This is a genomic window from Sphingopyxis sp. (assembly GCF_965227415.1).
In the GTDB taxonomy this organism is placed as follows: domain Bacteria; phylum Pseudomonadota; class Alphaproteobacteria; order Sphingomonadales; family Sphingomonadaceae; genus Sphingopyxis.
Map to the genome: position 1 here is coordinate 3,624,869 of NZ_OZ245749.1, position 25,535 is coordinate 3,650,403.

At 65.6% G+C, this 25,535-nt stretch carries 28 protein-coding genes; 21 read left to right on the top strand and 7 right to left on the bottom strand.

Features of this window, described 5'->3' with window-relative positions:
- The 10 genes from ACO055_RS17670 to ACO055_RS17715 all read left to right on the top strand — a co-directional run bounded on the left by ACO055_RS17670 (nt 1) and on the right by ACO055_RS17715 (nt 11,382).
- Complete coding sequence (locus ACO055_RS17670) at nt 1-1,251, top strand: putative DNA modification/repair radical SAM protein (RefSeq protein ID WP_422060151.1); 1,251 nt, start codon at nt 1-3, stop codon at nt 1,249-1,251.
- Nucleotides 1,248-2,675 (top strand): UdgX family uracil-DNA binding protein, encoded by a 1,428-nt coding sequence (locus ACO055_RS17675; protein ID WP_422060152.1) that lies wholly within the window; start codon nt 1,248-1,250, stop codon nt 2,673-2,675. Before ACO055_RS17670 ends, ACO055_RS17675 begins: the two co-directional genes overlap by 4 nt.
- On the top strand, nt 2,675-3,688 hold the full coding sequence (locus ACO055_RS17680) for a ligase-associated DNA damage response exonuclease (protein ID WP_422060153.1): 1,014 nt from the start codon (nt 2,675-2,677) through the stop codon (nt 3,686-3,688). Before ACO055_RS17675 ends, ACO055_RS17680 begins: the two co-directional genes overlap by 1 nt.
- Nucleotides 3,685-5,364, top strand: a complete 1,680-nt coding sequence (locus ACO055_RS17685) for a cisplatin damage response ATP-dependent DNA ligase (RefSeq protein ID WP_422060154.1) — start codon at nt 3,685-3,687, stop codon at nt 5,362-5,364. Before ACO055_RS17680 ends, ACO055_RS17685 begins: the two co-directional genes overlap by 4 nt.
- A gap of 192 nt (nt 5,365-5,556) precedes the next feature.
- Nucleotides 5,557-6,171: a superoxide dismutase gene (locus tag ACO055_RS17690; protein WP_422060155.1), complete on the top strand. Its 615-nt coding sequence runs from the start codon at nt 5,557-5,559 to the stop codon at nt 6,169-6,171.
- Nucleotides 6,172-6,379: 208 nt separating this feature from the next.
- Nucleotides 6,380-7,759, top strand: a complete 1,380-nt coding sequence (locus tag ACO055_RS17695) for an L-serine ammonia-lyase (RefSeq protein ID WP_422060156.1) — start codon at nt 6,380-6,382, stop codon at nt 7,757-7,759.
- A 552-nt stretch (nt 7,760-8,311) separates the two neighbouring features.
- Nucleotides 8,312-9,424 (top strand): S-(hydroxymethyl)glutathione dehydrogenase/class III alcohol dehydrogenase, encoded by a 1,113-nt coding sequence (locus ACO055_RS17700; protein ID WP_422060157.1) that lies wholly within the window; start codon nt 8,312-8,314, stop codon nt 9,422-9,424.
- Between the two features lie 160 nt (nt 9,425-9,584).
- Nucleotides 9,585-10,445 carry a formyltetrahydrofolate deformylase gene (gene purU, locus ACO055_RS17705; protein ID WP_422060158.1) on the top strand — a complete coding sequence of 287 codons (861 nt, stop codon included), beginning with the start codon at nt 9,585-9,587 and terminating at the stop codon, nt 10,443-10,445.
- 49 nt (nt 10,446-10,494) lie between these two features.
- Nucleotides 10,495-10,875, top strand: coding sequence for a VOC family protein (locus ACO055_RS17710; protein WP_422060159.1), 381 nt, complete (start codon nt 10,495-10,497; stop codon nt 10,873-10,875).
- A gap of 9 nt (nt 10,876-10,884) precedes the next feature.
- On the top strand, nt 10,885-11,382 hold the full coding sequence (locus tag ACO055_RS17715) for a prolyl-tRNA synthetase associated domain-containing protein (RefSeq protein ID WP_422060160.1): 498 nt from the start codon (nt 10,885-10,887) through the stop codon (nt 11,380-11,382).
- On the opposite strand, the gene ACO055_RS17720 is transcribed toward ACO055_RS17715, so the two are convergent.
- Nucleotides 11,379-12,512: a serine hydrolase domain-containing protein gene (locus ACO055_RS17720; RefSeq protein ID WP_422060161.1), complete on the bottom strand. Its 1,134-nt coding sequence runs from the start codon at nt 12,510-12,512 to the stop codon at nt 11,379-11,381. The two genes, ACO055_RS17715 and ACO055_RS17720, sit on opposite strands and share 4 nt — an antisense overlap.
- Before the next feature lie 71 nt (nt 12,513-12,583).
- Between ACO055_RS17720 and fghA the strand changes: the two genes are divergently transcribed.
- Nucleotides 12,584-13,432: an S-formylglutathione hydrolase gene (gene fghA / locus ACO055_RS17725; RefSeq protein ID WP_422060162.1), complete on the top strand. Its 849-nt coding sequence runs from the start codon at nt 12,584-12,586 to the stop codon at nt 13,430-13,432.
- A gap of 29 nt (nt 13,433-13,461) precedes the next feature.
- Here the strand turns inward: fghA and ACO055_RS17730 are convergent, their stop codons facing one another.
- From ACO055_RS17730 to ACO055_RS17750, 5 genes are all read right to left on the bottom strand, one after another.
- On the bottom strand, nt 13,462-14,448 hold the full coding sequence (locus ACO055_RS17730) for a quinone oxidoreductase family protein (protein ID WP_422060163.1): 987 nt from the start codon (nt 14,446-14,448) through the stop codon (nt 13,462-13,464).
- A gap of 100 nt (nt 14,449-14,548) precedes the next feature.
- Nucleotides 14,549-16,396: a DEAD/DEAH box helicase gene (locus tag ACO055_RS17735; RefSeq protein WP_422060164.1), complete on the bottom strand. Its 1,848-nt coding sequence runs from the start codon at nt 16,394-16,396 to the stop codon at nt 14,549-14,551.
- 67 nt (nt 16,397-16,463) lie between these two features.
- The gene (locus ACO055_RS17740; protein ID WP_422060165.1) at nt 16,464-17,642 is read right to left on the bottom strand and encodes an NAD(P)/FAD-dependent oxidoreductase; all 1,179 of its coding nucleotides are present in this window, start codon (nt 17,640-17,642) and stop codon (nt 16,464-16,466) included.
- A gap of 5 nt (nt 17,643-17,647) precedes the next feature.
- A complete protein-coding gene (locus tag ACO055_RS17745) occupies nt 17,648-17,827 on the bottom strand; it encodes a hypothetical protein (protein WP_332817716.1) in 180 nt (59 codons plus the stop codon).
- Nucleotides 17,824-18,300: a GreA/GreB family elongation factor gene (locus tag ACO055_RS17750; RefSeq protein WP_422060166.1), complete on the bottom strand. Its 477-nt coding sequence runs from the start codon at nt 18,298-18,300 to the stop codon at nt 17,824-17,826. The genes ACO055_RS17745 and ACO055_RS17750 overlap by 4 nt, the downstream gene beginning before the upstream one ends.
- Before the next feature lie 142 nt (nt 18,301-18,442).
- On the opposite strand from ACO055_RS17750, the gene ACO055_RS17755 reads away from it, so the two are divergent.
- Genes ACO055_RS17755 through ACO055_RS17790 form a run of 8 tightly spaced genes read left to right on the top strand, consistent with a single transcriptional unit; the run spans nt 18,443 to nt 23,497 of the window.
- Nucleotides 18,443-18,739: a DUF2282 domain-containing protein gene (locus tag ACO055_RS17755; RefSeq protein ID WP_422060167.1), complete on the top strand. Its 297-nt coding sequence runs from the start codon at nt 18,443-18,445 to the stop codon at nt 18,737-18,739.
- Between the two features lie 6 nt (nt 18,740-18,745).
- Nucleotides 18,746-19,606 carry a DUF692 domain-containing protein gene (locus tag ACO055_RS17760; protein WP_422060168.1) on the top strand — a complete coding sequence of 287 codons (861 nt, stop codon included), beginning with the start codon at nt 18,746-18,748 and terminating at the stop codon, nt 19,604-19,606.
- A complete protein-coding gene (locus tag ACO055_RS17765) occupies nt 19,599-20,297 on the top strand; it encodes a putative DNA-binding domain-containing protein (protein WP_422060169.1) in 699 nt (232 codons plus the stop codon). The genes ACO055_RS17760 and ACO055_RS17765 overlap by 8 nt, the downstream gene beginning before the upstream one ends.
- Before the next feature lie 3 nt (nt 20,298-20,300).
- Entirely contained in the window at nt 20,301-20,759 is a 459-nt protein-coding gene (locus tag ACO055_RS17770) for a DoxX family protein (protein ID WP_422060170.1), read from the top strand.
- Complete coding sequence (locus tag ACO055_RS17775; RefSeq protein ID WP_422060171.1) at nt 20,756-21,277, top strand: sigma-70 family RNA polymerase sigma factor; 522 nt, start codon at nt 20,756-20,758, stop codon at nt 21,275-21,277. Before ACO055_RS17770 ends, ACO055_RS17775 begins: the two co-directional genes overlap by 4 nt.
- Before the next feature lie 2 nt (nt 21,278-21,279).
- Entirely contained in the window at nt 21,280-21,930 is a 651-nt protein-coding gene (locus tag ACO055_RS17780; RefSeq protein WP_422060172.1) for an NrsF family protein, read from the top strand.
- Between the two features lie 57 nt (nt 21,931-21,987).
- Complete coding sequence (locus ACO055_RS17785) at nt 21,988-22,740, top strand: head GIN domain-containing protein (protein ID WP_422060173.1); 753 nt, start codon at nt 21,988-21,990, stop codon at nt 22,738-22,740.
- A 43-nt stretch (nt 22,741-22,783) separates the two neighbouring features.
- Complete coding sequence (locus tag ACO055_RS17790; protein ID WP_422060175.1) at nt 22,784-23,497, top strand: head GIN domain-containing protein; 714 nt, start codon at nt 22,784-22,786, stop codon at nt 23,495-23,497.
- Nucleotides 23,498-23,681: 184 nt separating this feature from the next.
- Here the strand turns inward: ACO055_RS17790 and ACO055_RS17795 are convergent, their stop codons facing one another.
- Nucleotides 23,682-24,485 (bottom strand): SDR family oxidoreductase, encoded by an 804-nt coding sequence (locus ACO055_RS17795; RefSeq protein ID WP_422060176.1) that lies wholly within the window; start codon nt 24,483-24,485, stop codon nt 23,682-23,684.
- Nucleotides 24,486-24,595: 110 nt separating this feature from the next.
- Between ACO055_RS17795 and ACO055_RS17800 the strand changes: the two genes are divergently transcribed.
- Nucleotides 24,596-25,108: a hypothetical protein gene (locus tag ACO055_RS17800; RefSeq protein WP_422060177.1), complete on the top strand. Its 513-nt coding sequence runs from the start codon at nt 24,596-24,598 to the stop codon at nt 25,106-25,108.
- Nucleotides 25,109-25,238: 130 nt separating this feature from the next.
- Complete coding sequence (locus tag ACO055_RS17805) at nt 25,239-25,508, top strand: hypothetical protein (protein ID WP_422060178.1); 270 nt, start codon at nt 25,239-25,241, stop codon at nt 25,506-25,508.
- Nucleotides 25,509-25,535 lie beyond the last annotated feature (27 nt).

A 25,535-nucleotide genomic window follows, 5' to 3' on the forward strand; every position in this document is an offset into this window, starting at 1 on the left:
ATGTCCACCAAACCGATTCTGGAAAAGCTGGCTCTGCTGGCCGACGCGGCCAAATATGATGCGTCTTGTGCCTCGTCCGGGACGGTCAAACGCGATTCGACGGGCACCAAGGGGATCGGATCGACGGAGGGTATGGGCATCTGCCACAGCTATGCGCCTGACGGGCGATGCATTTCGCTGCTCAAGATCCTCCTGACCAATTTCTGCATCTACGACTGTCGCTTCTGCATCAACCGCGCGTCGAGCAACGTCGAGCGCGCGCGTTTCAGCCCGCAGGAGGTCGTCCGCCTGACGCTCGATTTCTACAAGCGCAACTATATCGAGGGACTGTTCCTGTCGTCGGGGATCATCCGCTCCGAAGATTATACGATGGAGCAGCTCGTCGAGGTCGCGCGGATCCTGCGCGAAGAGCATCGCTTTCAGGGCTATATCCATCTGAAGACGATCGCGGGGGCGGATCCGGGGCTGATCGCGCTCGCGGGGCTTTACGCCGACCGGCTGTCGACCAATGTCGAACTGCCGACCGAGGCCGGGCTGTCGAGCTTTGCACCCGAGAAAAAGCCCGAGACGATCCGCAAGACGATGGCGTCGGTGCGCGTCGGCGCCGACGATGCGATCGACGCCGCGAAGAGCCGGCTGATCGGCAAGGCGATGCCGCCGCGCTTTGCGCCGGCGGGGCAATCGACGCAGATGATCGTCGGGGCGGATGCCGCGCGCGACGACGATATTCTGAAGACCGCGACAAACCTCTATTCGGGCTATCAGCTCCGCCGCGTCTATTATTCGGCGTACAGCCCCATCCCCGACGCGAGCAGCGACCTGCCGCCGGTGCGCCCGCCGTTGATGCGCGAGCATCGGTTGTATCAGGCCGACTGGCTGCTGCGTTTCTATGGCTTCGATCGCGCCGAGATCATGGAGGGGGCAAGCGGCGGGATGCTCGACCTCGCGATCGATCCCAAGCTCGCCTGGGCGCTGATGCGGCGCGAGGCGTTTCCCGTCGATATCAATCGCGCGCCGCGCGAACTGTTGCTGCGCGTGCCGGGGCTGGGGACGCGCGCGGTCGACCGCATCGTTGCGGCGCGGCGGCTCGGCAAGCTGCGGCTCGGCGACCTCGCGAAGCTGACCGCATCGGTGAAGAAGCTTTTGCCCTTCATCGTCGCGCTCGACTGGCGGCCGGGCAAGCTGACCGACAGCGCGGACCTGCGCGCGCGCTTTGCGCCGCCGGCGGAGCAGCTGGCGCTCGCGCTGTGAGGGAGGTCGTGCTGCAGGCGCCGGGCGATTTTGCCGAGTGGCGGGCCGCGGCGCGCGGATTGCTGGCGGGCGGCGTGGCGCCAGAGGATGTCAGCTGGCGCGGCGGCGACGAAGGCGCGTCGCTGTTCGGCATCGAGTCGGCGGCGGCACCCGTGGGCGCAGTGGCACTGCCGCGCGAACTGCTGGAGATTGCCGAGCGGGTAATATGTTACCGCGATGCCGAGGTGCCGGCCCGGCTCTACCGGATCGTCTGGCGCGCGCTGCGCGACCGGCAATTGCTCGCTCGGACGACCGACGCGGACGTCGACTGGCTGCGCAAGGCGGACAAGGCGATCCGGCGAGACGTCCACAAGATGCACGCCTTCGTGCGCTTTCGCCGATTGGGCGAAGCGGCAGGGCGCGAGAGCTTTGCGGCCTGGTTCGAACCCACCCATCGCATTCTGCGGCTGACCGCGCCTTTTTTCCAACGGCGCTTTTACGGGATGGACTGGGCGATCCTGACCCCCGATGCGCGGGCGATCTGGCATGATGAGGCGCTGACGTATGGCCCCGGCGGGACGAAGGACGAGGTGCCGGGCAGCGACATCGTCGAGGATCAGTGGCGCACTTACTACGGCGCGATCTTCAATCCCGCGCGGGTAAAGATCGATGCGATGCGCGCCGAGATGCCGAAGAAATACTGGCGCAACCTTCCGGAAGCGCAGGATATCGCGCCGCTGCTTGCAGGCGCCGAGGCGCGGGTGGAACGCATGCGCGAGGCGGCCGTTTCCTTGGCAAACCCGCGAAGCGACAAATGGCGGAGCCGTGTGCAAGACCAGCAGACCCTGACCGACGAGATCGAGACGCTGGCCGAGCTGGGCCAGGCGCTGGATCGCTGCACGCGCTGCCCGCTCTCTTGCAATGCGACGCAGGCGGTCGCGGGCGAGGGGCCGGCCGCAGCAAGGATCATGCTCGTCGGCGAACAGCCGGGCGACCGCGAGGATCTGGAGGGCAAGCCTTTCGTCGGGCCCGCCGGGCAGGTGCTGAATGACGTGCTGAACGAAGCGGGGCTCGACCGGCGGCGGCTGTTCCTCACCAACGCGGTCAAGCATTTCAAGTTCGAGCCGCGCGGCAAACGGCGGCTGCACCAGAATCCGACGACAGCCGAGATCGACATCTGCCGCTGGTGGCTCGACAAGGAGCGTGCGTTTGTTCAGCCCGAGCTGATCGTGACGCTCGGCGCGAGCGCGCTGCGCGGCGTGACCGGGAAGAGCGCGAGCATCGGTTCGATGCGCGGGCAGGTCCACGAACTGGCGGGGGGCACGAAACTGATCGCGACGATACATCCTTCCTTCCTGCTGCGGCTTCCCGATCGCGAGCGCGCCGCGAACGAGCGCGCAATGTTCGTCGCCGATCTCGCGCGCGCGCGGGAACTTGCCGCCTGATGGCGAAAGCGAAGACCTGGATCGAACCGCATCCGAGCGGCATCTATGTGAAGCCCGCCGATCTGTGGATCGATCCCTCGCGCCCCGTCGATCGCGCCGCGGTGACGCATGGTCATGCCGATCATGCGCGCAGCGGCCATGGCGCGGTGTTCGCGACCCCCGAGACGCTCGCGATCATGGCGCTACGCTATGGCGTCGATGTCGAGGCGAGCCACAATCAGGCTTTTCCTTATGGCGAGGGATTCGAGCGCGGCGGGGTGCGCTTCACCTTTCACCCCGCGGGGCATGTGCTCGGCAGTGCGCAGGTCCTGATGGAATATCAGGGCGAGCGGATCGTCGTCACGGGCGACTATAAGCGCCGCGCGGATCCGACCTGCGCGCCGTTCGAGGTTGTCCCGTGCGACATTTTCATCACCGAGGCGACCTTTGGTCTGCCCGTCTTTCGCCATCCGTCGACGGCCGACGAGATCGCCAAGCTGATCGGGGCGGTGCGGGCCGAACCCGATCGTTCGGTGCTCGTCGGCGCCTATGCGCTGGGCAAGGCGCAGCGGGTGATCGCCGAATTGCGCGCGGCGGGGTGGGAAGCGCCCATCTATATCCACGGCGCGCTTGAACGGATGTGCGCGCTTTATGCGGCGCATGGCGTCGATCTCGGCGAACTGCGGCTCGTCAGCGAAACCGACAAGGCCGAGATGGCGGGGCAGATCGTCTTGGCGCCGCCGTCGGCGCTCAATGACCGCTGGTCGCGGCGGCTGCCCGATCCGGTGACCGCGATGGCATCGGGCTGGATGCGCGTTCGCCAGCGTGCGCGGCAGCGGATGGTTGAACTGCCGCTCGTGATTTCAGACCATGCCGACTGGGACGAACTGACGGCGACGATTTCGGAAGTGAACCCCAGCGAAAGCTGGATAACGCATGGCAGCGAGGACGGCCTGTTGCGCTGGTGCGAACTCACGCAACGCAAGGCGCGCGCGTTGCATCTTGTCGGTCGCGATCTGGAGGAAGAGGCGTGAAGCGCTTCGCCGCCCTGATCGACCGGCTGATCTACACGCGCTCGCGCAACAGCAAGCTCGCGCTGATCGTCGATTATCTAAGGCACACGCCCGATCCCGATCGCGGCTGGGCGATCGCGGCACTGACCGAGAGCCTCGACTTTCCGGCGGTGAAGGCCGGGACCGTGCGGACCTTGCTGGCGACGCGCGTCGATGAGGAGTTGTTCCGGCTGTCGCGGCATTTCGTGGGCGATACGGCGGAGACGGCGGCATTGCTCTGGCCGGAGCCGGCCGGGGCAAAAGACAATGGGCCCCTCCCCTTCAGGAGAGGGGTTGGGGTTGGGGTTTCGAAGGCTGGCGCTACGCCGACCGACCCCACCCTAACCCCTTTCCTGAAGGGGAGGGACTTGCGTGTCAGCGAGGCCGTCGATGCTCTCGCCGCTGCCAGCCGCAGCGACGCTGCGTCGGTCGTTGCGTCGCTGCTTGACCGGCTCGACGCCGATGGGCGCTATGCCCTGCTCAAGCTCGCGCTCGGCGGCATGCGCGTCGGCGTATCGGCGCGGCTCGCGAAACAGGCCTTTGCGCAGGCGTTCGACGTGCCCGTCGATGATGTCGAGGAGTTATGGCACGCGATCCCGCCGCCCTATGCGCCGCTGTTCGCGTGGGGCGAAGGGCGCGCCGAGCGTCCCGACCTGAAGGACGTCGCCTTCTTTCGTCCCTTCATGCTTGCCCATCCGCTGGAGGAGGAGAGCGTCGACCTCGCCGACTATGCTGCCGAATGGAAATGGGACGGCATCCGCGTCCAGATCGTGCGCGGCGGCGTCGGGGGCGGCAGCGAGACGCGCATCTACAGCCGCGGCGGCGAGGAGATCAGCGGCGCCTTTCCCGAGCTGGTCGCGGCGTTCGATCAGGATGCGGTGATCGACGGCGAACTGCTCGTGCGCGGCGACGTGCAGGGGGGCGAGGCGGCAAGCTTCAACGCGTTGCAACAGCGCCTCGGCCGCAAGACCGTGTCGAAGAAGATGCTCGCCGATTATCCGGCGTTCGTGCGGGTGTATGATCTGCTTGCGGTCGATGGCAACGACCTGCGCGGCCTGCCATGGACCGAACGGCGGCGGCAATTGGAGGCATTTGTGCCCCGGCTTGCCGACAGCCATTTCGACCTGTCGCAGGTGATCGACGCCGCCGATTTCGACGACCTCGCCGAGCGCCGCGCAGGCGCGCGCGACGCGGCGATCGAGGGGGTGATGCTCAAGCGCCGCGATGCGCCTTATGTCGCGGGACGCCGGGCCGGCCTCTGGTATAAATGGAAACGCGACCCGCTCACCGCCGACTGCGTGATGATGTATGCCCAGCGCGGCAACGGCCGCCGCGCGAGCTTCTATTCGGACTATACCTTCGGCTGCTGGTCCGACGCGGGCGAGTTGCTGCCGGTCGGCAAAGCCTATTCGGGCTTCACCGACGAAGAGCTGAAATGGCTCGACAAATTCGTGCGCGACAACACGCTGAACCGCTTCGGCCCGGTGCGCGAGGTCGAGAAATCGCTGGTGCTCGAAGTCGCCTTCGATTCGATCCACACGTCGAAGCGGCACAAATCGGGGCTCGCGATGCGCTTCCCGCGCATTTCGCGCATTCGCCGCGACAAGCCTGCCGAAGAGGCCGACCGGATTGCGGCGCTGCAAGCGATGGTGACGTGACGTTGTCGTCATTGCGAGGAGCGTAGTGACGAAGCAATCTCCAGTCATCGGTCTGCACAAGGTCGATGGCTGGAGATTGCTTCGCTTCGCTCGCAATGACGAAAGGAAAAATTCCCCGTCACAGCCTTGCAACCGCTTGGCCCGATACCGAGTTAAAGCCCGCAAAGACCCCAAAATAAAATGGAGACTGCCATGACGATCGCTCATCCTCCCCTGCCTTATGCCGAAGACGCGCTCGAGCCGCATATTTCGGCTGAAACGCTGAAGACGCACCATGGCAAGCATCACAAGGCCTATGTCGACAAGACCAACGCCGCGATCGAAGGCACCGAACTCGCCGACAAGCCGCTCGAGGAAATCGTCCATCATGCCGAGGGCGCGGGCAATCGCGGCCTGTTCAACAATGCCGCGCAGGCCTGGAACCACGCCTTTTACTGGGAAAGCCTGAGCCCGGCCAAGACGGCGCCCAAGGACGACCTGCTCGCCGCGATCGAGCGCGATTTCGGATCGCTCGACGATCTGAAGAAAAAGCTCAAGGAAACCGCGGTCAACCATTTCGCGTCGGGCTGGGCGTGGCTGATCGCGCGCGACGGCACGCTGTCGGTCACCGACACGCACGACGCCGGCACCGAACTGACGCAGGGCATCAAGCCGCTCGTCGTGATCGATGTATGGGAGCATGCCTATTACATCGACCGCAAGAACCTGCGGCCGGCCTATGTCGACGCGGTGGTCGACGACTTGCTCAATTGGGACTTCGCGGCGGAAAATTTCGCGCGCGATACGACCTGGACCTATCCGGCGTGACCGAATGATCCTCCCTGTGGCGAAGCCATGGGGAGGTGGCAGCGCGAAGCGCTGACGGAGGGGCCATGACGCGGCCCCTCCACCACCCGCTACGCGGGCGGTCCCTCTCCCCATCGCTGCGCGACAGGGAGGATTTCTTGCAAGCCGTAACGAAAATTAGCCCGCGCGGGCCTATCGGGATCGTCCGCTTTCTCCTATAGGCGCCGCCATGACGATCAGCCTCTTCGAACTCTTCAAGATCGGTGTCGGCCCCTCGAGTTCGCACACCGTTGGCCCGATGGTCGCGGCGCGGCGCTTTACCGCATGGCTCGACGAGCAGGACCTGCTCGGCAAGACCGCGCATGTCGAAGCCGACCTTTATGGCTCGCTCGCGCTCACCGGCAAAGGCCACGCCGCCGACACCGCCATCGTTGCGGGGCTCGCGGGCGAAATCCCGGCGAGTACCAGCCTCGCCGCGATCAAGGCGCATTGGGACCGCGCGGAGAGCGAGGGTTTTCTCTATCTGCTCGGCCGCCAGCGCGTGCGCTTCCAGCCTGCGCGCGACCTGCATTTCCAGATGCGTCAGCGCCAGCCCTTTCACAGCAATGCCGTCAGCTTCACCGCGCGCGATGCGGGCGGGGAGATTTTGGCGAAGCGCATGTATTTCTCGATCGGCGGCGGCTTTGTCGTCGACGAGGATGAAGCGGGGCGGAACAGCCGCGGCGCCGAGGATGAGGTGAGCCTGCCTTTTGCCTTCACCTCGGGCGCCGACCTGCTGGAAATGGGCGCTGCTTCGGGCAAGAGCTTTGCCGAAATGATGCTCGAGAACGAGCTTGCACACCGCAGCCTCGACGAGGTCGAAGTGGGGCTCGATGCCATCGCAGCCGCGATGGATGCGTCGATCGAATCGGGTTGTTGCAGCACCGGAATCCTGCCCGGCGGGCTGAAGGTCAAGCGCCGCGCGCCGCAGATCGCCGCCGACATTCGCAATCGCCACGAACAGAATCTGACCGATCCGCTGGCGATGATGGACTGGATCAACCTGTGGGCGATGGCGGTGAACGAGGAAAATGCCGCGGGCGGCAAGGTCGTAACGGCGCCAACCAACGGCGCGGCGGGGATCATCCCCGCGGTGATCCGCTTCTACCGGCGCGGCTATCGCGGTGACGATGCGGGGGTCCGCACCTTCCTGCTCGCCGCGGGCGCGGTGGGCGCTCTTTATAAACGCAATGCCAGCATCTCGGGCGCCGAGGTCGGCTGCCAGGGCGAGGTCGGCGTCGCCTGCTCGATGGCGGCGGCGGGGCTGACCGCGGCGCTCGGCGGCACCAACGCACAGGTCGAAAATGCCGCCGAGATCGGCATGGAGCATAACCTCGGCCTCACCTGCGACCCGATCGGCGGGCTCGTCCAGATCCCGTGCATCGAGCGCAACGCGATGGGCGCGATCAAGGCGATCGACGCGAGCCGCATCGCGATGATCGGCGACGGCACGCATGTCGTGAGCCTCGACACGGTGATCGCGACGATGCTGCAAACGGGCCGCGACATGCGCGACAAATATAAGGAAACGTCGAAGGGCGGGCTGGCGGTCAGCGTGGTGGAGTGTTGAGGACGACATCTCTTCCCTCGCCATCCCGGACTTGATCCGGGATCGACTGCGGCGCCGACGCCATGGACCCCGGATCAGGGCCGGGGTGACGAAATAGGGAGGGCGGCGGCATATGGTGCTTTCCTACATTATTTCGCTGTGTCAGCTTGCTTTGGCTCTTTGACCTCGTCGACATTCGCCTCTCCGCTCGAGGCGACCAAGGAGACAGTTTCGCGCTGTGCGCGCGTATCTGCTGTGCGCGCGTATCTTTTGTCTCCTTGGGCGCCGGGCCTGAATGGCTAAAGCCACAAAGGACACAGTTTCGATGCGCGCATGCGGGGCTTTTGTGGCTTTAAGCGCGGTTGGGGCCGGGCATCGATCCTCCCTGTCGCCCAGCGATGGGCAGGGGGCCGTCGCCGCGGGCGGTGGCGGAGGGGCGGCGGCGCCGCGTGATTGCCCCTCCGTCCGCGCTTCGCGCCGCCACCTCCCCACGGCTGCGCCGCAGGGAGGATCGGATACTTGCATTGCTGCCCCATTTGCCTGATTGGGAGCGCCGAAAAGGAGAGCAAGCCCATGAAGACCCGCGCCGCCGTTGCGTTCGAAGCGAAGAAGCCGCTCGAAATCGTCGAACTCGACCTTGAAGGCCCGAAGGCGGGCGAGGTTCTGGTCGAGATCATGGCGACGGGCATCTGCCATACCGACGCCTATACGCTCGACGGTTTCGACAGCGAGGGCATCTTCCCGAGTGTGCTCGGCCATGAGGGCGCTGGCATCGTGCGCGAGGTCGGCGCCGGCGTCACGAGCGTCGTCCCCGGCGATCATGTGATCCCGCTCTACACCCCCGAATGCCGCCAGTGCAAAAGCTGCCTGTCGGGCAAGACCAACCTCTGCACCGCGATCCGCGCCACGCAGGGCAAGGGGCTGATGCCCGACGGCACGACGCGCTTTTCGTACAAGGGCCAGCCGATCTTCCATTATATGGGCTGCTCGACCTTTTCGAACTTCACCGTGCTGCCCGAGATTGCGGTCGCGAAGATCCGTCAGGACGCGCCGTTCCAGTCGAGCTGCTATATCGGCTGCGGCGTCACCACCGGGGTCGGCGCGGTGATCAACACCGCGAAGGTCCAGGTCGGCGACAATGTCGTCATCTTCGGCCTCGGCGGCATCGGATTGAACGTGATCCAGGGTGCGCGGCTTGCCGGCGCGAACAAGATCATCGGCGTCGACATCAATCCCGACCGCGAGGAATGGGGCCGCAAGTTCGGCATGACCGACTTCTTGAACACCAAGGGCATGAGCCGCGAAGACACGGTCGCCGCGATCGTCCAGCTGACCGACGGCGGCGCCGACTATACCTTCGATGCCACCGGCAACACCGAAGTGATGCGCACCGCGCTCGAAGCCTGTCATCGCGGCTGGGGCACCTCGATCATCATCGGTGTCGCCGAAGCGGGGAAAGAGATCGCGACGCGTCCGTTCCAGCTCGTCACCGGGCGCAACTGGCGCGGCACCGCGTTCGGCGGCGCCAAGGGCCGCACCGACGTGCCCAAGATCGTCGATATGTACATGACCGGCAAGATCGAGATCGACCCGATGATCACGCACGTCATGGGTCTTGAAGAGATCAACAAGGGGTTCGACCTGATGCATGCGGGGACGAGCATCCGCAGCGTCGTGGTGTACTAAAACTTGCGTTTTTCCGCCGAATGGTGATTTGAAATATGGTGTTCCTCCCGCGAAGGCGGGCGGGGCATCACCTGCCGGATCGGACCGAAACCACCGGAGATGGGTCCCCGCCTTCGCGGGGACGCACGAATATTGTGATACGCCCGGGGGGAGTGACGATTTGACCGGACCCTATGTCCTGACCTTCAGCTGCGTCGACGCAGTGGGCATCGTTGCGGCGGTCACCGGTCTGCTGGCCGATCGCGACGGCTTCATTCTCGACAGCCAGCAATATGCCGATCTCGATTCGGGGCGCTTCTTCATGCGCGTCGAATTTCGCGGCGCGGGGCCACGCTTTCCTGAAGGGTTGGCGGGCGTAGAGGAAGCGTTTGCCCCGATCGCCCTGCGTTTCGCGATGGACGCACGGATCGGCGACCGCGCGGTCAAGCCGCGCTTCGTGATCGCGGTGTCGCAGGGCAGTCACTGTCTCAACGACCTGCTTCACCGCTGGTCGACCGGGAACCTTGCGATCGACATCGTCGGGGTGGTTTCGAACCATGAGGCGCAGCGGCGTTTGTCCGAATGGCACGGCGTGCCGTTCCACTATCTGCCGGTGAGCGACGCGAACCGCGCGAGCCAGGAAGCGCAGATCCTCGACGTGATGGCGCGCGGCGGCGCCGAACATCTGGTGCTCGCGCGCTACATGCAGGTTCTGTCGAGCGATCTGTCGGCGAAACTGTCGGGGCGCTGCATCAACATCCACCATAGTTTCCTGCCGGGCTTCAAGGGCGCCAAGCCCTATCACCGCGCGCACGAGCGCGGCGTCAAGCTGATCGGCGCGACCGCGCATTTCGTGACGGGCGACCTCGACGAGGGACCGATCATCGAACAGGCGGTCGAACGCGTCGATCATCGAGACAGCGTCGACGACCTGATTCGTACCGGGCGCGACATCGAGGCGCAGGTGCTTGCGAAGGCGGTGCGATGGGTCGCCGAACAGCGCGTGTTGATCGATGGGCGCAAGACGGTGGTCTTCCGCTGACGCGGCGTATAGGTACTGATTCGCAACCAAAACAAGAGGAGCGGAAGCCATGTACAGTCACAATATGGTCGGATCGAACGACATCGACGCGTCGCAGAAATTCTATGACGCGACCTTCCAGGCAATCGGCGGCAAGCCGGGGATCAAGGACGACAAGGGTCGCCTGATCTATATGCACAATGGCGGGCTGTTTCTGGTGACCGCGCCGATCGACGGCGCGCCTGCGAGCGCGGGCAACGGCTGCACCATCGGCTTCGCGATGGAAGGGCCCGAGCAGGCCAAGGCCTGGCACGATGCCGGTGTCGCGGCGGGCGGCACCTCGATCGAAGATCCGCCGGGCGTTCGCGAAGGCGGCTTCGGCGCGCTTTATCTCGCCTATCTTCGCGATCCGTCGGGCAACAAGCTCTGCGCACTCCACCGCGTCGTCTAAGACCAAGCCATGCGCGGTGAAGCGGGATTGCTGGCGGACCTTGATGCCCTTGCGATTCCCTTCACCGCGCACGAGCATGCCGCGGTGTTCACTGTTGCCGAGAGCGACGCGGTCCACGCCGCGATGCCGGGTGCGCATACAAAGAATCTGTTCCTGAAGGACAAGGGCGGCGCTTTCTGGCTCGTCACGGTGCCATCGGACGCGCGCGTCCATCTCAAGGCGTTGCCCGCGGCGATCGGGTGCAAGCATGTCAGCTTCGGCAAGGCCGAGGATATGGAGCGGCTGCTCGGGATCACGCCGGGATCGGTAACCCCGCTGGCGGCGATCAATGCGGCTCCGGGAAGCATCGCCGTGGTGATCGACGCGATGCTGTCCGATGCCGATCCGGTCAATGTTCATCCGCTGCGCAACACGGCGACGCTCGGGCTGGCGGGTACGGCGATCCTGGACCTGCTGCGGCACTGGGGACATGAACCGCTGGTGGCAGCGATCCCGGTGCAGGCCTAAGCGGCCGCCATCGCCATCCACATTGCGCCAATCAGGGTAAAGGATCGCGGGTCTCCGGTCAGCCCGCTGTTCATCTTGTTCATCACATAGCTGAACGTCGCGCGGGCATCCATGTCGATGATGATCAGCGACCCGCCATAGCCGCCCCAGAATATCGTGTTCGGATTGGGCAGCGGTACCAGCTCGCTCGGCAGGCCAAAGCCCATGCCGAAGCGGACGGGGATGCCGAGGACCAGGTCGGTGCCCGCGACCTGGAGTTCGAGCGCCTTTCGGCATCCCGCTTCGGAAAGCAGGCGCTTGCCCTTCGCGATGCCGCCATTGGCGAGCAGCGCGTGGATTTCGGCGACGCTGCGTGCGTTGCCGGTGCCGCCGGCAGCGGGAATCTCTGCGCCGCGCCACGCGCGGGTGCGGGTTGCGAGCACGTCGACGCTGGGGTTTGTGAAGGTCTTGCGCTGAATGTCGCTGGTGAAGGCGCTGATCGTTTCGGGCGGCGGGATCAGATCGGCGACGCGATGGTCTTCCGATGCGGGTAGGCCGATGTGGAAATCGGCGCCCAGCGGCTCGGCAATTTCCTCGCGGAAGACGGTGCCGAGCGATTTTCCGGTGATGCGGCGGACGACTTCGCCGACCAGATAGCCCTGGGTGATCGCGTGATAGCCGGGCGTATCGCCGGGTTTCCACCACGGCGCTTGCGCCGCAAGCAACGACGTTGCCTTGTCCCAGTCATAGAAATCCTCGGTCGTCATCGGGGCTTCCCAGCCCGACAGGCCCGCGCCGTGGCTCATCAAGTGCGCGACGGTAATGTCCGCTTTGCCGTTCGCGGCGAATTCGGGCCAATAGCGCGCGACCGGTGCCGCGAAATCGAGCGCGCCGCGATCGGCAAGGAGCAGCGCGGTGAGCGCGGTCATCGTCTTGGTCGTCGAATAGACGTTGACGATCGTGTCGGCCTGCCACGGCCGCGTCCGCGCTTCGTCGGCATGGCCGCCCCACAGATCGACGACCGTTTCCCCCTCGATCGTCGCGCAAAAGGAAAGGCCGACGTCACTTCCCGCCGCAAGGCTGGCGGCCATGCCGAGGCGGACGGCGCCAAAGCGGTCCTGGCATGTCCCGTGGATATCATTGCCGAACATGCAACCCGTCTCCCTTTTTGCTTTTGCGTCAGCATGGACTAGGCTCGTCGAAACACAAGCAGGACGAACCTATGCCAATCGAAACTCTCTCTACCGTCCGCAGCCATGGCGGCACGCAAGGCGTGTACAAGCATGCCAGCACCGTCACTGGCACCGAGATGACTTTTGCGGTCTTTGTCCCCGACCATGAACCCGGCGCCAAGCTGCCCGTGCTCTGGTATCTGTCGGGGCTGACCTGCACGCACGCCAATGTGATGGAGAAGGGCGAGTATCGCGCTGCCTGCGCCGAGCATGGCCTGATTCTCATCGCGCCCGACACCAGCCCGCGCGGCGAGGGGGTGCCCGACGACGCGGCTGCAGCGTATGATTTCGGATTGGGCGCGGGCTTCTATGTCGATGCGACCGAAGAGCCGTGGGCGAAGAATTACCGGATGCGCAGCTATGTCGAGGATGAGCTTCCCTCGCTCGTCCTGCGCAACTTTGCGAGCGCCGACCTGACGCGGCAGGGGATTACGGGCCATTCGATGGGCGGGCATGGTGCGCTGACCATCGGCCTGCGCAATCAGGACCGTTTCCGTTCGGTTTCGGCCTTCTCGCCAATCGTTGCGCCGTCGCGGTGCCCGTGGGGCGAAAAGGCGCTGAGCGGCTATCTCGGCGATGACCGCGAGGACTGGCATGCCTATGATGCGTGCGCGCTGCTTGATCAGGGGCTGCGCGTGCCCGATCTGCTCGTCGATCAGGGCGACGCAGACAATTTCCTGGTCGACCAGCTCAAGACCGAATTGCTGGTCGAAGCATGCGAGCGAGCGGGGCAAAAGGCCGAGATCCGCATGCAGCCGGGATATGATCACAGCTATTATTTCATCTCGACCTTCATGGCCGAGCATGTCGCGTGGCATGCGAAACGATTGAAGGCCTAATGGCTCCCCTCCCGCAAGCGGGAGGGGGATCAGCTATGTTCCGGAATCAACAATGTCGACCCCGTCGTGCGGCCTGCCTCCAGGTCGGCATGCGCGCGGGCCGCATCCTGCAGCGAATAGCGCTGGCCGACGGTAATCTTCACTGCGCCGCTCTCGATCAACTCGAACACGCGGGCGGCGCCCGCAGCGCGCTCACCGGGGTGAAGGTAATAGTCGAACAGCGTCGGGCGCGTCACGAATTGCGAGCCATGCTGCGCGAGGATGCCCAGGTTGACGCCGGTCACCGGCCCGCCGGCATTGCCATAGCTGACGATCAGCCCGCGCCGCGCGGTGGCTTTGAGCGAGGTTGTCCACGTCGTCATGCCGATGCCGTCGAAGGTCACGGGCACGCCCTGGCCGTCGGTGATCTCGCGGACATGCGCGGCGACGTCGTCTTCCTTGTAGCGGATGACATGGTCGGCGCCCGCTTCGCGTGCCGCATGCTCCTTGGCTTCGGTGCTCACGGTTCCGATGACCGTCGCCCCGATCGCTTTCAGCCACTGGACCAGGATCAACCCGACGCCGCCCGCCGCCGCGTGGACGAGCACCGGCCAGCCCGCCTCGACCTTCGCACAGCGTTCGACGAGCATCTCGACCGTCGCGGCCTTGAGGAGCGCTGCAGCGGCAGTCTCGTCGTCGATCGCGGCGGGAAGCTTGAACAGCGACGATGCCGGGACAAGGCGCGCGCTGGCATAGGCGTTGCGCAGCGGCCCGAAGGTCGCGACACGGTCGCCGGGCTGAAAGCCGTGGACGTCGGCACCGACTGCGATCACCTCCCCCGCGGCCTCGACGCCGAGCCCGCCGGGAAGTTCGATCGGATAGGTGCCGTCGCGATGATAAGTGTCGAGATAATTGAGCCCGACCGCGGTCTGGCGAACGAGCAACTGGCCGGGGCCGGGTTCGCCGAGCGTAACCTCGCGCCAGTCGATGACCTCGGGTCCGCCCTGGCTTTCGATAAAGGCTTCGATCGCTTTCATGGCGCGCTCTCCTGCTGTCCCGCCCATTTGGTGGTTGGGCGGAAGCGGCGCAAGGGAGGCACGATGAAAGCCCCTCCCCGTCAGGGGAGGGGCTGTCGCATTACTTCGCCGGGCGGCGCGGGCTGCGCTGGCCGAAGGGCTTGGGCTTGTAGCGTTCGGTTTTGCCACCGGGCGCACCGGGGCCACGCGGACGATCGCCAAAACCGCGATCGCCGCCAGGCGCGCGGCCCAGCGTCGCGCGCGGAGCGCCATCGCGCGGGCCGCTGTGCCCGCCCTTGTCGCGGCGCGGCGGATAGGTCGGGCCGTCGGGCGCCGGGGTGATCGACACGCCGCTGTCGTCTTCGCCATCCTCGTTGGCGCTACGCAGCACCGCCTCGGCAAAGCGGTCGGCGATCGCGCGCGGAATGTTGAACATCGTTTCCTTGGGACCGATGCGGATCGCGCCGATCTCGCCCTTGGTCACATGGCCGCGGCGGCACAGCAAAGGCAGGATCCAGCGCGGGTCGGCATTCTGGTGGCGGCCGATGTTGAGGCGGAACCAGACGCTGTCCTCAAAGCCTTCGCGGCGGTCGCCGCCACGCTCGGGCCGCTCGAAACGTTCGCCGCGCTCGGGACGGCCGGCGGCGTCGCGGCCGCGCGGGCTGTTGTCGAGCAGATCCTCGGGCGGCGGCATCAGCGCGCGGTGCGCCTGAACAAGCGACGCGGCGATGTCTTCGGGGGTGTGCTCGGCCATCAGGCGCTGCGCGAGTTCCAGATCCTCGGGCTCGTGCTCGACGGGCGTGAGCAGCTTCTCCATCAGCCGCTCCTGGTCGCGCTTGCGCACATCGGCAGCGGTCGGCGCGTCCATCCATTCGGCGTTGATGCGCGCCCCGCGGAGCATGCCGTCGACGCGGCGGCGGCGCGGATAGGGCACGATGATGACCGCGGTGCCTTTTTTGCCGGCGCGGCCGGTGCGGCCCGAGCGGTGCTGGAGCGCCTCGGCATCGCGCGGGATTTCGACGTGGATGACCAGGCTGAGCGTCGGCAGGTCGATGCCGCGCGCGGCGACGTCGGTCGCGACGCAGACCTTGGCGCGGCGGTCGCGCAGCGCCTGCAATGCAGCGTTGCGTTCGTTCTGGCTATGCTCGCCCGACAGCGCGACCGCGGCGAAACCGCGCTCGACCAGGCTGGCGTGGAGGCGGCGCACATTGTCGCGCGTCGCGCAGAACAGCATCGCGGTCTCTGCATCGTGCAGGCGGAGCAGGTTGACCACCGCGCCTTCGATATCGGCGGGCGCGACGGTCACCGCCTGATAGGCGATGTCGCCATGGCCGCGATCCTGGCCGACGGTCGAAATGCGCAGCGCATCCTTCTGGTAGCGCTTGGCGAGCTGGACGATCGGGCTGGGGATCGTCGCCGAGAACAGAAGCGTGCGGCGCGTTGCGGGGGTGCCGTCGAGGATTTCCTCGAGATCGTCGCGAAAGCCCATGTCGAGCATTTCGTCGGCTTCGTCGAGGATGGCGACACGCAGCGCGGTGAGGTCGAGCGCGCCGCGTTCGAGGTGATCGCGCAGACGCCCTGGGGTGCCGACGACGATCTGCACGCCCTGGCCGAGCGCGCGGCGTTCCTTGCTGGCGTCCATGCCGCCGACGCAGGTCGCGATGCGCGCGCCGGCCTTGGCATAGAGCCAGCCGAGTTCGCGGCTGACCTGTAGCGCGAGTTCGCGCGTCGGCGCGACGATGAGCGCGAGCGGCGAGGTTGCGAAGGGGAGGCGGCCGTCCTCGATCAGCTCGTCGGCCATCGCGAGGCCGAAGGCGACGGTCTTGCCCGAGCCGGTCTGGGCGGAGACCAGGAGGTCGCGGCCCTTGGCCTCGGGCTCGGTCACTTGCGTCTGGACCGGGGTCAGCGCTTCATAGCCGCGCGCGACAAGGGCGTCCGAAAGGACGGGCGAAAGATTCTCGAAAGGCATTTTTATCTCAATAATATAGGCGGTCACCGGTGCGGTGACAGGCCGTCGGAAAAGGGGCTCAATGGGCTTAAATCACCTGTCCGGCAGCGTGTCCGCTAGCCCAGGCCCATTGAAAATTATAGCCGCCTAACCACCCTGTGACATCTACGGCCTCGCCGACCGCATAGAGGTTCGGGACGGTTTTGGCCATCATTGTTTGCGATGACAGCCCGGCAGTCGATATTCCGCCCACGGTGACCTCGGCTTTGGCGAAGCCTTCGGTGCCGTTGGGGTGGAAGGGCCAGCGCGCGAGACGGGCCTCGGCGTCGGCCAGTTTGCGGTCGGTTTGTGCGGCCAGTTCGCCGGGAAGCGCAAGGCGCTCGGCAAGCGTTTCGGCCAGCCGGTCGGGAAGTGATGCACCGAGCGCAGCGCGCAGCGTGGTGCGCGGACGCGTGCGCTTGGCATCGGCCAGCCAGCCGGACGGGGCTTCAGGAAGGAAGTCGATCGTCACGGGCTCGCCGTGGCGCCAATAGCTGCTGACCTGCAGGATTGCCGGCCCCGACAGGCCTTTGTGCGTGAACAAAGCGGCTTCGCGGAATGCGGCCTTGCCGGCGCGCGCTTCGACCGGCGCGGCGATTCCCGACAGTTCGCGGAACAGGACATCGTCGCCGCCGAGCGTCATTGGGACGAGCGCGGGGCGCGGTTCGACGACCTTCAGACCGAACTGGCGGGCGAGATCATAAGCGAAGCCGGTCGCGCCCATCTTGGGGATCGACGGGCCGCCGGTCGCAATGACGAGGCTGGCGGCGGCGAAGTTGGCATCGCCGAAGCGGACGCCAAACTTGTCGTCGGCATGCGTCACGTCGCTCACCGGCTGGCCGCAGCGGACGTCGACGCCACCCTTTGCGCACTCGTCCAGCAGCATCGCGACGATCTGTTTCGCTGAGCCGTCGCAGAACATCTGGCCGAGGGTTTTTTCATGGTAATTAATGCCATAGGCCTGAACGAGCGCGATGAAATCGGCTGGCGTGTAGCGCGCGAGCGCCGATTTGGCGAAATGCGGGTTGGCCGAGATGTAATTTTCGGGACGCGTGTGCACGTTGGTGAAGTTGCAGCGCCCGCCGCCCGAAATCAGGATCTTCTTTCCCACCTGATCGGCATGGTCGAGCAGCAGCACGCGCCGCCCGCGTTGCCCCGCGACCGCAGCGCACATCAGCCCGGCCGCGCCGGCACCCAGCACGACGGCATCATATTCGGTGGCGGACATGCCGGTCAGTGCAGCTTTGCGATCGACAGGCTGTCGGCCTTGGCGCGGGTCTTCACCGATTCCTCGCTGCGGGTCAGCGCTTTCGCGATCGACTTCAGCGGCATGCCCTTCTTGGCGAGCGTATGGAGCTTGTCGATCTCGGCCGGGGTCCAGGGCTGTTTATGGCGTTCGAACTTGTCTTTCATGCCTGCGTCTCCGGATCGGTTTCGACGGTGAGGACAGCAATGGCATCCTCGCGGTCCTGATATTCGACGCTCTCGCCGGTTTCGGCGCCCATCAAGGCGCGGGCGAGTGGTGCGGAAAAGGCGACGGTGCCGCTTGCCGGATCGGCCTCGTCGCCGCCGACGATGGTGATCGTCTTCTCGGCCCGGTTCAGCCGGTATGTCACGCGGCTGCCGATCCCGACGCGGCCGTCGGCCGGCGGCGTCTGGACCTCGGCCGTCGATTGCCGGGTGTGGAAATAGCGCAGGCGACGCTGGAGTTTCTTGCGCGCGTCCTCGTCGGTGGCCGCGGCGACATCGGCCTCGAGCCGTGCGACCTCGTCGCCGAGCAGACGCAGCCCGCGCGGTGTCACCAGATTCGGGCCGACCGCAATGGGCAGCTCAAATGCGGGTTCTTTATGCTCGTCGTCGCTCTCGCGGCGGAAGGCTACGCTCATCGTTTCTTTTCCTGAATGAGGCGTGCCCTTGCACGTCGAAGGTGGCGACAAGATGGCGCATCACGTAACCTGCCGCCGGTCTTCTGCGAAACAGGGTCGATGCCATCCCCCGCATCGTCCATTTTCCAAAGGGAGTATTCCAATGACCAATACGCTGAAACTGTCGCTCGCCGCCTCGGCCATCCTTGCGCTGGCCGCAGGCCAGGCGGTGACCGGAACCGCTGTCGCCGCCGAAGGCGCGAAGGAAAAATGCTATGGCGTGGCGCTGAAGGGCAAGAATGACTGCGCCGCCGGCCCGGGCACGAGCTGCGCCGGCACCTCGACCGCCAACTATCAGGGCAACGCCTGGAAGCATGTGAAGGCCGGCACCTGCGTCAAGATGGGCGGCACGCTGACCGCGCACCAGGGCAATGCCAAGCCGGTCGCCAGGAAGGGCTGACCGCTCTTGACCGCCTCCCTGTTTTCGCAGCTGCCTTCGCGTGCCGGCATAGGGCTCAAACCCCGGCACTATGTCGACGTGCTGGCTGCGGCGGAACAGGGGACGGCGCCCGCCTGGGCCGAAGTGCACCCCCAAAATTACTTCGGCGCGGGCGGGCCACCGCATCGCTGGCTGACGGCGATCGCCGACCATCTATCGCTGAGTTTCCACTCGGTCGGCTTGTCGCTCGGTTCGGCGGCGGGGGTCGATACCGATGATCTCGACGCGCTCGCGGCGTTGTGCGAGCGCTATGCGCCCGCGATGGTGTCCGACCATCTGAGCTGGAGCAACGGCGCGGACGATAAATTCCCCGACCTGCTCCCGATTCCCTATACCCATGCGGCGCTTGACCATTTTGCGGCGCAAGTCGGCCGGGTTCAGGATCGGCTTGGCCGCGCGATGCTCGTCGAAAATCCCTCACGCTATCTTGCCTATGCGCAAAGCGACTGGAGCGAGACCGATTTTCTCCACGAACTTTGCCGTCGCAGCGGCTGCGCTCTGCTCCTCGATATCAACAATGTCGAAGTGTCGGCGTTCAACCTCGGGCTCGATCCGGTCGCCTGGCTCGACGCGTTCGATCCGGCACTTGTCGGCGAGGTCCATGTCGCGGGCCACGCGGTGAAGGACGACGATATGGGCGGCATGATCGCGATCGACGATCATGGATCGCCGGTGCGCACGAGCTGCTGGGATCTGCTCGCGCGCTTTGTCGACCGGGCCGGACCGAAACCGGTGCTGGTCGAATGGGACACCGATGTTCCCGACTTTTCGACCCTGATGGCCGAAGCCGCCAAGGCCGATGCGTTGCTGGCGCCGCTCGATGCTTGAGCGCGATCAGGCTGCGATCGTCGCGACCTTGCTGAAAGGGCCTGCGCAACTTCCCGGCGATCTCTTCGCCGGCAGCGAGGCCGCGGTGCTGCGCGGACTGCGCGTCCATGCCAACACGATTTCGCACGCGCGGCTGGTCGCGCTCGAAGAGACGTTTCCACGCGCGCGCGCCTATCTTGGCGAATGCCACTTCAACCGCCTTTCGCGCGATTTTATCGAGTCCGGCGGCGCCGGCCATCGCACGCTCGCCGATGTCGGCGCGGGTTTCGCCGCCTTCCTCTCCGACCCGATCGCCGCCGATCTGGCGCGCATCGAATGGGCCTGGCTGGAAAGCTATCACGCCGCCGAGGCGCCCACGCTCGGGCTCCTTGACCTTGCGGGGCTCAGCGAGACGGCGCTGCTCGCCTTGTCGGTGCGTCGCCATCGCGCGGCGCGCAGCGTATCGCTGGCGAGCGATGCCGCACCGTTGCTCGATGCGGCCTTCGCGGTGGGCACTGCACAAATACTTATCACGCGCCCCGATGCCGACGTCCGGTTGTTCGCGATCGACCCCGCCGACGCCGTCGCGCTCGGCCGTGCCGAACAAAATCCGACGCTCGGTAACCTGATCGCTCTTCTGGGCGAAATGCATCCCGACGGTGGTGCCGCGATTGCGGTGCTGATCGACGCAGGGGCATTTGAAAAGGTTTGAGAGATGAACCGGATACTCGGATTCTATGATCGTGGCGTCGAAATCGCCGCGTCGCGTATTCCCGAAGCCTTTGCCCTGTTCCTGCTGCGCATCGCGCTCGCGGGCGTCTTCTGGCGGTCGGGCCAGACGAAGCTGGTCGAAGGCAGCCTCTTCCGGATCGACCCGTCGCAATATGATCTGTTCCGCAGCGAATTTTCGGGCCTCCCGCTCGATCCCGTCATCGCGGTGCCGCTGACGACCTTTGCCGAACATTTCTTTCCGATCCTGCTGCTCTTTGGCCTTGCGACGCGCTTTTCGGCGGGCGCGCTGCTCGTGATGACGCTGGTGATCCAGATTTTCGTTTTTCCCGATGCCTGGTGGCCCGTGCATTCGCTGTGGGTTGCGATGGCGGCGATCCTGATCGTGCGCGGCGGCGGGCTGTTCTCGTTCGACACGCTTCTTGCTAGGGTGCGCGCGAAATGAGCATCGACGAACCCTCGCTGGCCCGTCTGATGACTGCCTCGCAGCGCGGGGATCGTGCGGCCTATCGCGCGCTGCTCGGCGATTGCCGCAAATGGCTTGAGCGCTATTTCGCGCGCCGCATCGCGCCGCACCATATCGACGATCTGGTGCAGGAAACGCTGGTGTCGATGCACCGCAAACTTGCGACATGGGATAGCGGCCGCGCGTTCCTGCCCTGGCTTGCGGCCATCGCCCGCTATCGCTGGATCGACATGCTGCGGCGCCAGCGCGACGAAGCCGAGCTTGGCGACAATGATGCCGCGGTCGGCGCCGAGGACGAAGCCGTACACGCGCGGCTCAGCCTCGATCACCTCCTGGCGCTGATCCCGCCGAACCAGGCGCAGGCGATCACCCTCGTCAAGATCGAGGGTGCCTCGATCGCCGAGGCGTCGCAGATCTGTGGCCAGAGCGAATCGCTGGTCAAAGTGAATATCCATCGCGGGCTGAAAAAGCTCGCCGCCATGATTGAAAGCGAATGACAATGACGGACGCATCGATCGACGCCCTGATCGACGGGCTGGCCGACGAGCTGAAGCCCGTGCGGCCCCGGCGCCTGATGCGCGGCGGACTGTGGGTCGCGGCGGGGTGGTTCGTCGCGGCGGCGCTGCTGCTCTGGCTGCTGGGGATGCGTCACGACCTGGCTGCGGGGACGATGATGGCGCCGCTGCCGCTGCTGTCGTTCTGGCTGATCGTTGCGCTGGGCCTTTCGGCGGCGTGGAGCGCGCTGCGCATGGGGTTGCCGGGTGTCGGCCGCGACTATAGCGGCTGGCGCTGGGCGGGGCTTGCCGCGCTCGCGCTGCCCGTGACGGCCCTGTTCATGGGGTTCGGCGACAGCCATGGCGCGATGGAAGCGATGCGTCCGCAAAACGGGATGCGCTGTACGCTCGACGGGCTGGCGGCGGGACTCGGCGTCGGGACGGCGCTCTTCTGCTGGCTGAAGGGCGGCGCGCCGACCTCGCCTGCGCGCGCTGGCTGGGTGATCGGCATTGCGGCCGGTGCCGCGGGCGCGACGATCCTCGCGCTGCACTGTTCTTCGGACAACATGATCCACATCGCGCTCTGGCACGGCCTGGTCGTCGCGCTGTCGGGGGTCGCCGGCCGATTGCTGCTGGCTCCCTTCCTTCGCTGGTAGGCGCACTGGACATCGATCCTTCTGTGTTATATGCATAACACACGAAGGAGATTTTGAATGCGCAACTGGACGATGGCGGCGCTGCCGCTGGCACTCGCAATGGCGGTCACGGCGTGCAGCGCCGAAGTGACGAGCGACAGCAAGGATGGCAAGCGGACGGTCGAGGCCGGCCCGACGACCACGCAAAGTTTCGACCTGAAAGGGTTCACCGGCGTCAAGGTCGCCGGTCCCGACGACGTCACGATCCGTCAAGGCGACGCGTTTGCGATCAGCGCGAAAGGGCAGAAGGGCGAAATCGACGAGCTGGAGATCAAGCTCGACGGCGATGTCCTGTCGATCGGTCGCAAGCGGTCGGGCTTCAGCTTCAACAGTCATGACGGCAAGGGGCTCCAGATCGAGGTCACCCTGCCCAAGCTCAGCACGGTGCGACTGACCGGGTCGGGTTCGATCGACGCCGACACGGTCGATGGCGACGCCGTCGAAGCGGTGGTGACCGGTTCGGGTGACCTCAAGGTCGCAAAGCTTACGGGCAAGAGCGCCGAACTCACTGTCTCGGGATCGGGCGATATCGAGATCGGCAGCGGTACGATCGGCACCGGCGACTACAGCATTACCGGATCGGGCAATATCGATGCCGACGGGCTGATCTCGGATACGCTCGATGTGTCGATCACCGGATCGGGCGACGTCGGCGGTCAGGCGACCGGCGCGGCGGACGTCAGCATCCTCGGATCGGGCGACGCGACGATCAGCGGCGGCGGCAAATGCACGACCAAGGCGATGGGTTCGGGCACCGCGAACTGCAAATGATGCGGCTATGGTGCCGCCTTGCCGAACGGGCTAAGGCGGCACCATGACCAGTTCCGCACGCTTGGCCGCCATCGCGGCTGCCACCCTGCTTTTCGTCGGCCCGGCGTCGGCCGCCGAAAAGCGTTTCGGCCTTTCCAGCTTCGAGGCGATCGAGGTCACGGCGAACGTCGATGTCGAAGTGGTGGCGCGCGCGCCGGTGAGTGCGGTCGCGACCGGGACGCCCGATGCGCTCGACCGGATCGTCCTCGAAACGCGCGACGGGCGGCTCGTGATCAGCGAAAAGAAATATGCCGGCGACGAAAATCGTTCGACTCCGCCGGGCGCCGTGACGATCCGGGTCAACGCCGCGAACCTGCAATCGGCGACGCTCGTCGGCGCGGGGTCGCTGCGGATCGACGGGTTGAAGGGTACGCGCGTCGCGGTCGGGCTGCGCGGCCCCGGCAAGCTCACCGTCGGCAAGATCAGCACCGACCGTCTCGCGGTCGCGATGATCGGCAATGGGACGATGACGCTAGGCGGCGCTGCCAAACAGGGGCAGGTTACGGTGTCGGGCGCCGGTATGGTCGATGCAGGCAAGCTGACCATCGACGAACTGGTCAGCGACAGCGAAGGCGCGGGCGATCATGTCTTCAACGCCGTGAAGAGCGCCGTGATCACGACGCGCGGGATCGGCAAGACCGTCGTGCTGGGGCGGCCGCTCTGCACGGTGCGCAACGTTGGCAGCGGATCGGTGACCTGCGGCCCCGCGAAGAAATAGCGGCGGCATCGGAAGCGATCGGCAGCAGGCATTGTCGATCATCGTCATCCCGGGCTTGATCCGGGATCCCTGAGCGCCGCGGCAGATAAATCCTGTCCTGAGTCTGTCGAAGGGTCCGCTGTGACGAAAGGAGGAGATGGCCGCTCGATATACCCAGGCGACCGTCGGCCGCCGTCCCCTGTCGTCAGGGCGCCGCCGTCCCCAAACCGTCGATCTTCTTCGATTGTTTCGCGATCGACCCCGGAAAGAAGCGCGCGAGGCGTGACAGGCGTTTCGCCATCTTGCCGACCGTGACGTGGACCTTCTTGCCGTGCACTGCGTCCCATGCCGCTTCGCCGACGCGTTCGGCGGGGATGATCTCGAAGCCGCTCGCCGACAGGCGGTTGCGCGCGGGTTCGTTGCTGTCGGCGCTGACCTGGTCGAGCAGGGGCGTGTCGATGAAGCCGGGCATCAGCGAGCGGACCTGGATGTCGTGCTTGGCAAATTCGATATCGAGCGCTTCGGTCAGGCCGCGCACCGCGAACTTCGTCGCCGAATAGATCGCAAGCCCCGCAACGCCGTAAAAGCCCGACGCCGACCCGGTGTTGAGGATCGTCGATCCCGGCGTCGCGCGGAGCAGCGGCAGCGCGGCATAGATGCCGTTGACGACACCGCCGAAATTGATCGCGATGATGCGGTCGGCTTCTTCGGGCGGCATGTCGATATATTGGCCGCCGGTTCCAATCCCGGCGTTGTTGAACAGCACGTCGAGCCGGCCGCCGCTTGCCGTCGCAAAAGCGTCGAGCGCCGCTTTCCACTGGTCGCGATCGCGCACATCCATGACGTGGCGCGACGAGGCGCCTTCGGGAAGCAGCGCGGCGGTTTCATCGATCCCGAGTGCGTTGACATCGGCAAGGCCGACGAACCAGCCCTGGCCGGCGAAATGGCGCGCAGTCGCGCGTCCGATTCCCGATCCGCCGCCCGTGATGAAAATCGCCTTCCGTGTCACCCGCTTCCTCCCTTACATTCTTGTCAGTGCGAGAAGAGGGCAGGCTGACGTGAACGTCAAGCTGCAATCGTGGCTGGCAAGCGCGGGCCTGCGCCGCTATCAGAGCGCCGATGTTTCGCCTGCGCCTGATGCTTCTGACCTTGCTGGCCTGTTGCCTCGGCGTCGCGGTTCCCGCGCAGGCCGCCGTGACCGTCAGCTTCTATAGCCATGATTTCGGCGACCGCTTTCCGCATGCGTTCATCGTGGTGAAGGGCACGCTCGACGGCAGCGGGCAGGCGGTCGACAATAATTTCGGCTTCACCGCGAAGAATGTCAGCCCGGCGATCCTGATGGGATCGGTGAAGGGCTATGTGCAGACCTCGCAGTCCGACTATATCGCGAAGAGCGACCGGCAGTTCAGCGTCGTCGTGGACGATGCCACCTATGGACAGCTGATCGCGAAGGTCCGCGAATGGCAGGATCGCAAGCAGCCGAGCTATAGCCTGAACAAGGCGAACTGCGTCCATTTCGTGATGGAACTCGCCGAAGTCGTCGGGTTGAGGGTCAACCGGAAGAGCCGGTTTTTCAAGAAGCCCAAGACGTTTCTGCTCGAAGTGAAAGAGCTGAATCCGAAACTTGGGTGACTCCGTCCCTCGACCGGAGTGACGAGGGTGGCGGGCGATCTCTGTCCCTCTAGACGTCGCGCCACTTTCACCCTATGTTCAGGGAACGGGGTGCAATAATCTGTGCTCCGGACGTTTATAGGGGCGATTCTTGCGGTTACTTCTGACCCTTTTGGCGCTGCTGACCGGTCTGGCGACTGCCGACCGGGCTGTCGCCGCGCCTGCCGTGCCTGCGGCAATGGGGTCGCTCGTTCTGCTCGCCGAAAGCGCCGGCAAGGTCGAGACGGTCGACAATGAACGCCGCCCGACCACCACTGCGCCGACGCGCCGCACCACGGGTGGCGGCAGCGGCAAGCCGCGCAAGGCGGGGCCGCCGCATCTTCCCGGCTTGCTCAACGGCAGCGATCGCGCGCTCGAATAGCACCGACTGCTAGCGCCCTTTTTTGAA

Coding starts and splice junctions, on each gene's coding strand:
- ACO055_RS17670 (WP_422060151.1), top strand. CDS start 1: ATGTCCACCAAACCGATTCTGGAAAAGCTGGCTCTGCTGGCCGACGCG.
- ACO055_RS17680 (WP_422060153.1), top strand. CDS start 2,675: ATGGCGAAAGCGAAGACCTGGATCGAACCGCATCCGAGCGGCATCTAT.
- ACO055_RS17690 (WP_422060155.1), top strand. CDS start 5,557: ATGACGATCGCTCATCCTCCCCTGCCTTATGCCGAAGACGCGCTCGAG.
- ACO055_RS17695 (WP_422060156.1), top strand. CDS start 6,380: ATGACGATCAGCCTCTTCGAACTCTTCAAGATCGGTGTCGGCCCCTCG.
- ACO055_RS17700 (WP_422060157.1), top strand. CDS start 8,312: ATGAAGACCCGCGCCGCCGTTGCGTTCGAAGCGAAGAAGCCGCTCGAA.
- ACO055_RS17710 (WP_422060159.1), top strand. CDS start 10,495: ATGTACAGTCACAATATGGTCGGATCGAACGACATCGACGCGTCGCAG.
- ACO055_RS17715 (WP_422060160.1), top strand. CDS start 10,885: ATGCGCGGTGAAGCGGGATTGCTGGCGGACCTTGATGCCCTTGCGATT.
- ACO055_RS17720 (WP_422060161.1), bottom strand. CDS start 12,512: ATGTTCGGCAATGATATCCACGGGACATGCCAGGACCGCTTTGGCGCC.
- fghA (WP_422060162.1), top strand. CDS start 12,584: ATGCCAATCGAAACTCTCTCTACCGTCCGCAGCCATGGCGGCACGCAA.
- ACO055_RS17730 (WP_422060163.1), bottom strand. CDS start 14,448: ATGAAAGCGATCGAAGCCTTTATCGAAAGCCAGGGCGGACCCGAGGTC.
- ACO055_RS17735 (WP_422060164.1), bottom strand. CDS start 16,396: ATGCCTTTCGAGAATCTTTCGCCCGTCCTTTCGGACGCCCTTGTCGCG.
- ACO055_RS17740 (WP_422060165.1), bottom strand. CDS start 17,642: ATGTCCGCCACCGAATATGATGCCGTCGTGCTGGGTGCCGGCGCGGCC.
- ACO055_RS17745 (WP_332817716.1), bottom strand. CDS start 17,827: ATGAAAGACAAGTTCGAACGCCATAAACAGCCCTGGACCCCGGCCGAG.
- ACO055_RS17750 (WP_422060166.1), bottom strand. CDS start 18,300: ATGAGCGTAGCCTTCCGCCGCGAGAGCGACGACGAGCATAAAGAACCC.
- ACO055_RS17755 (WP_422060167.1), top strand. CDS start 18,443: ATGACCAATACGCTGAAACTGTCGCTCGCCGCCTCGGCCATCCTTGCG.
- ACO055_RS17765 (WP_422060169.1), top strand. CDS start 19,599: ATGCTTGAGCGCGATCAGGCTGCGATCGTCGCGACCTTGCTGAAAGGG.
- ACO055_RS17770 (WP_422060170.1), top strand. CDS start 20,301: ATGAACCGGATACTCGGATTCTATGATCGTGGCGTCGAAATCGCCGCG.
- ACO055_RS17775 (WP_422060171.1), top strand. CDS start 20,756: ATGAGCATCGACGAACCCTCGCTGGCCCGTCTGATGACTGCCTCGCAG.
- ACO055_RS17780 (WP_422060172.1), top strand. CDS start 21,280: ATGACGGACGCATCGATCGACGCCCTGATCGACGGGCTGGCCGACGAG.
- ACO055_RS17785 (WP_422060173.1), top strand. CDS start 21,988: ATGCGCAACTGGACGATGGCGGCGCTGCCGCTGGCACTCGCAATGGCG.
- ACO055_RS17790 (WP_422060175.1), top strand. CDS start 22,784: ATGACCAGTTCCGCACGCTTGGCCGCCATCGCGGCTGCCACCCTGCTT.
- ACO055_RS17800 (WP_422060177.1), top strand. CDS start 24,596: ATGTTTCGCCTGCGCCTGATGCTTCTGACCTTGCTGGCCTGTTGCCTC.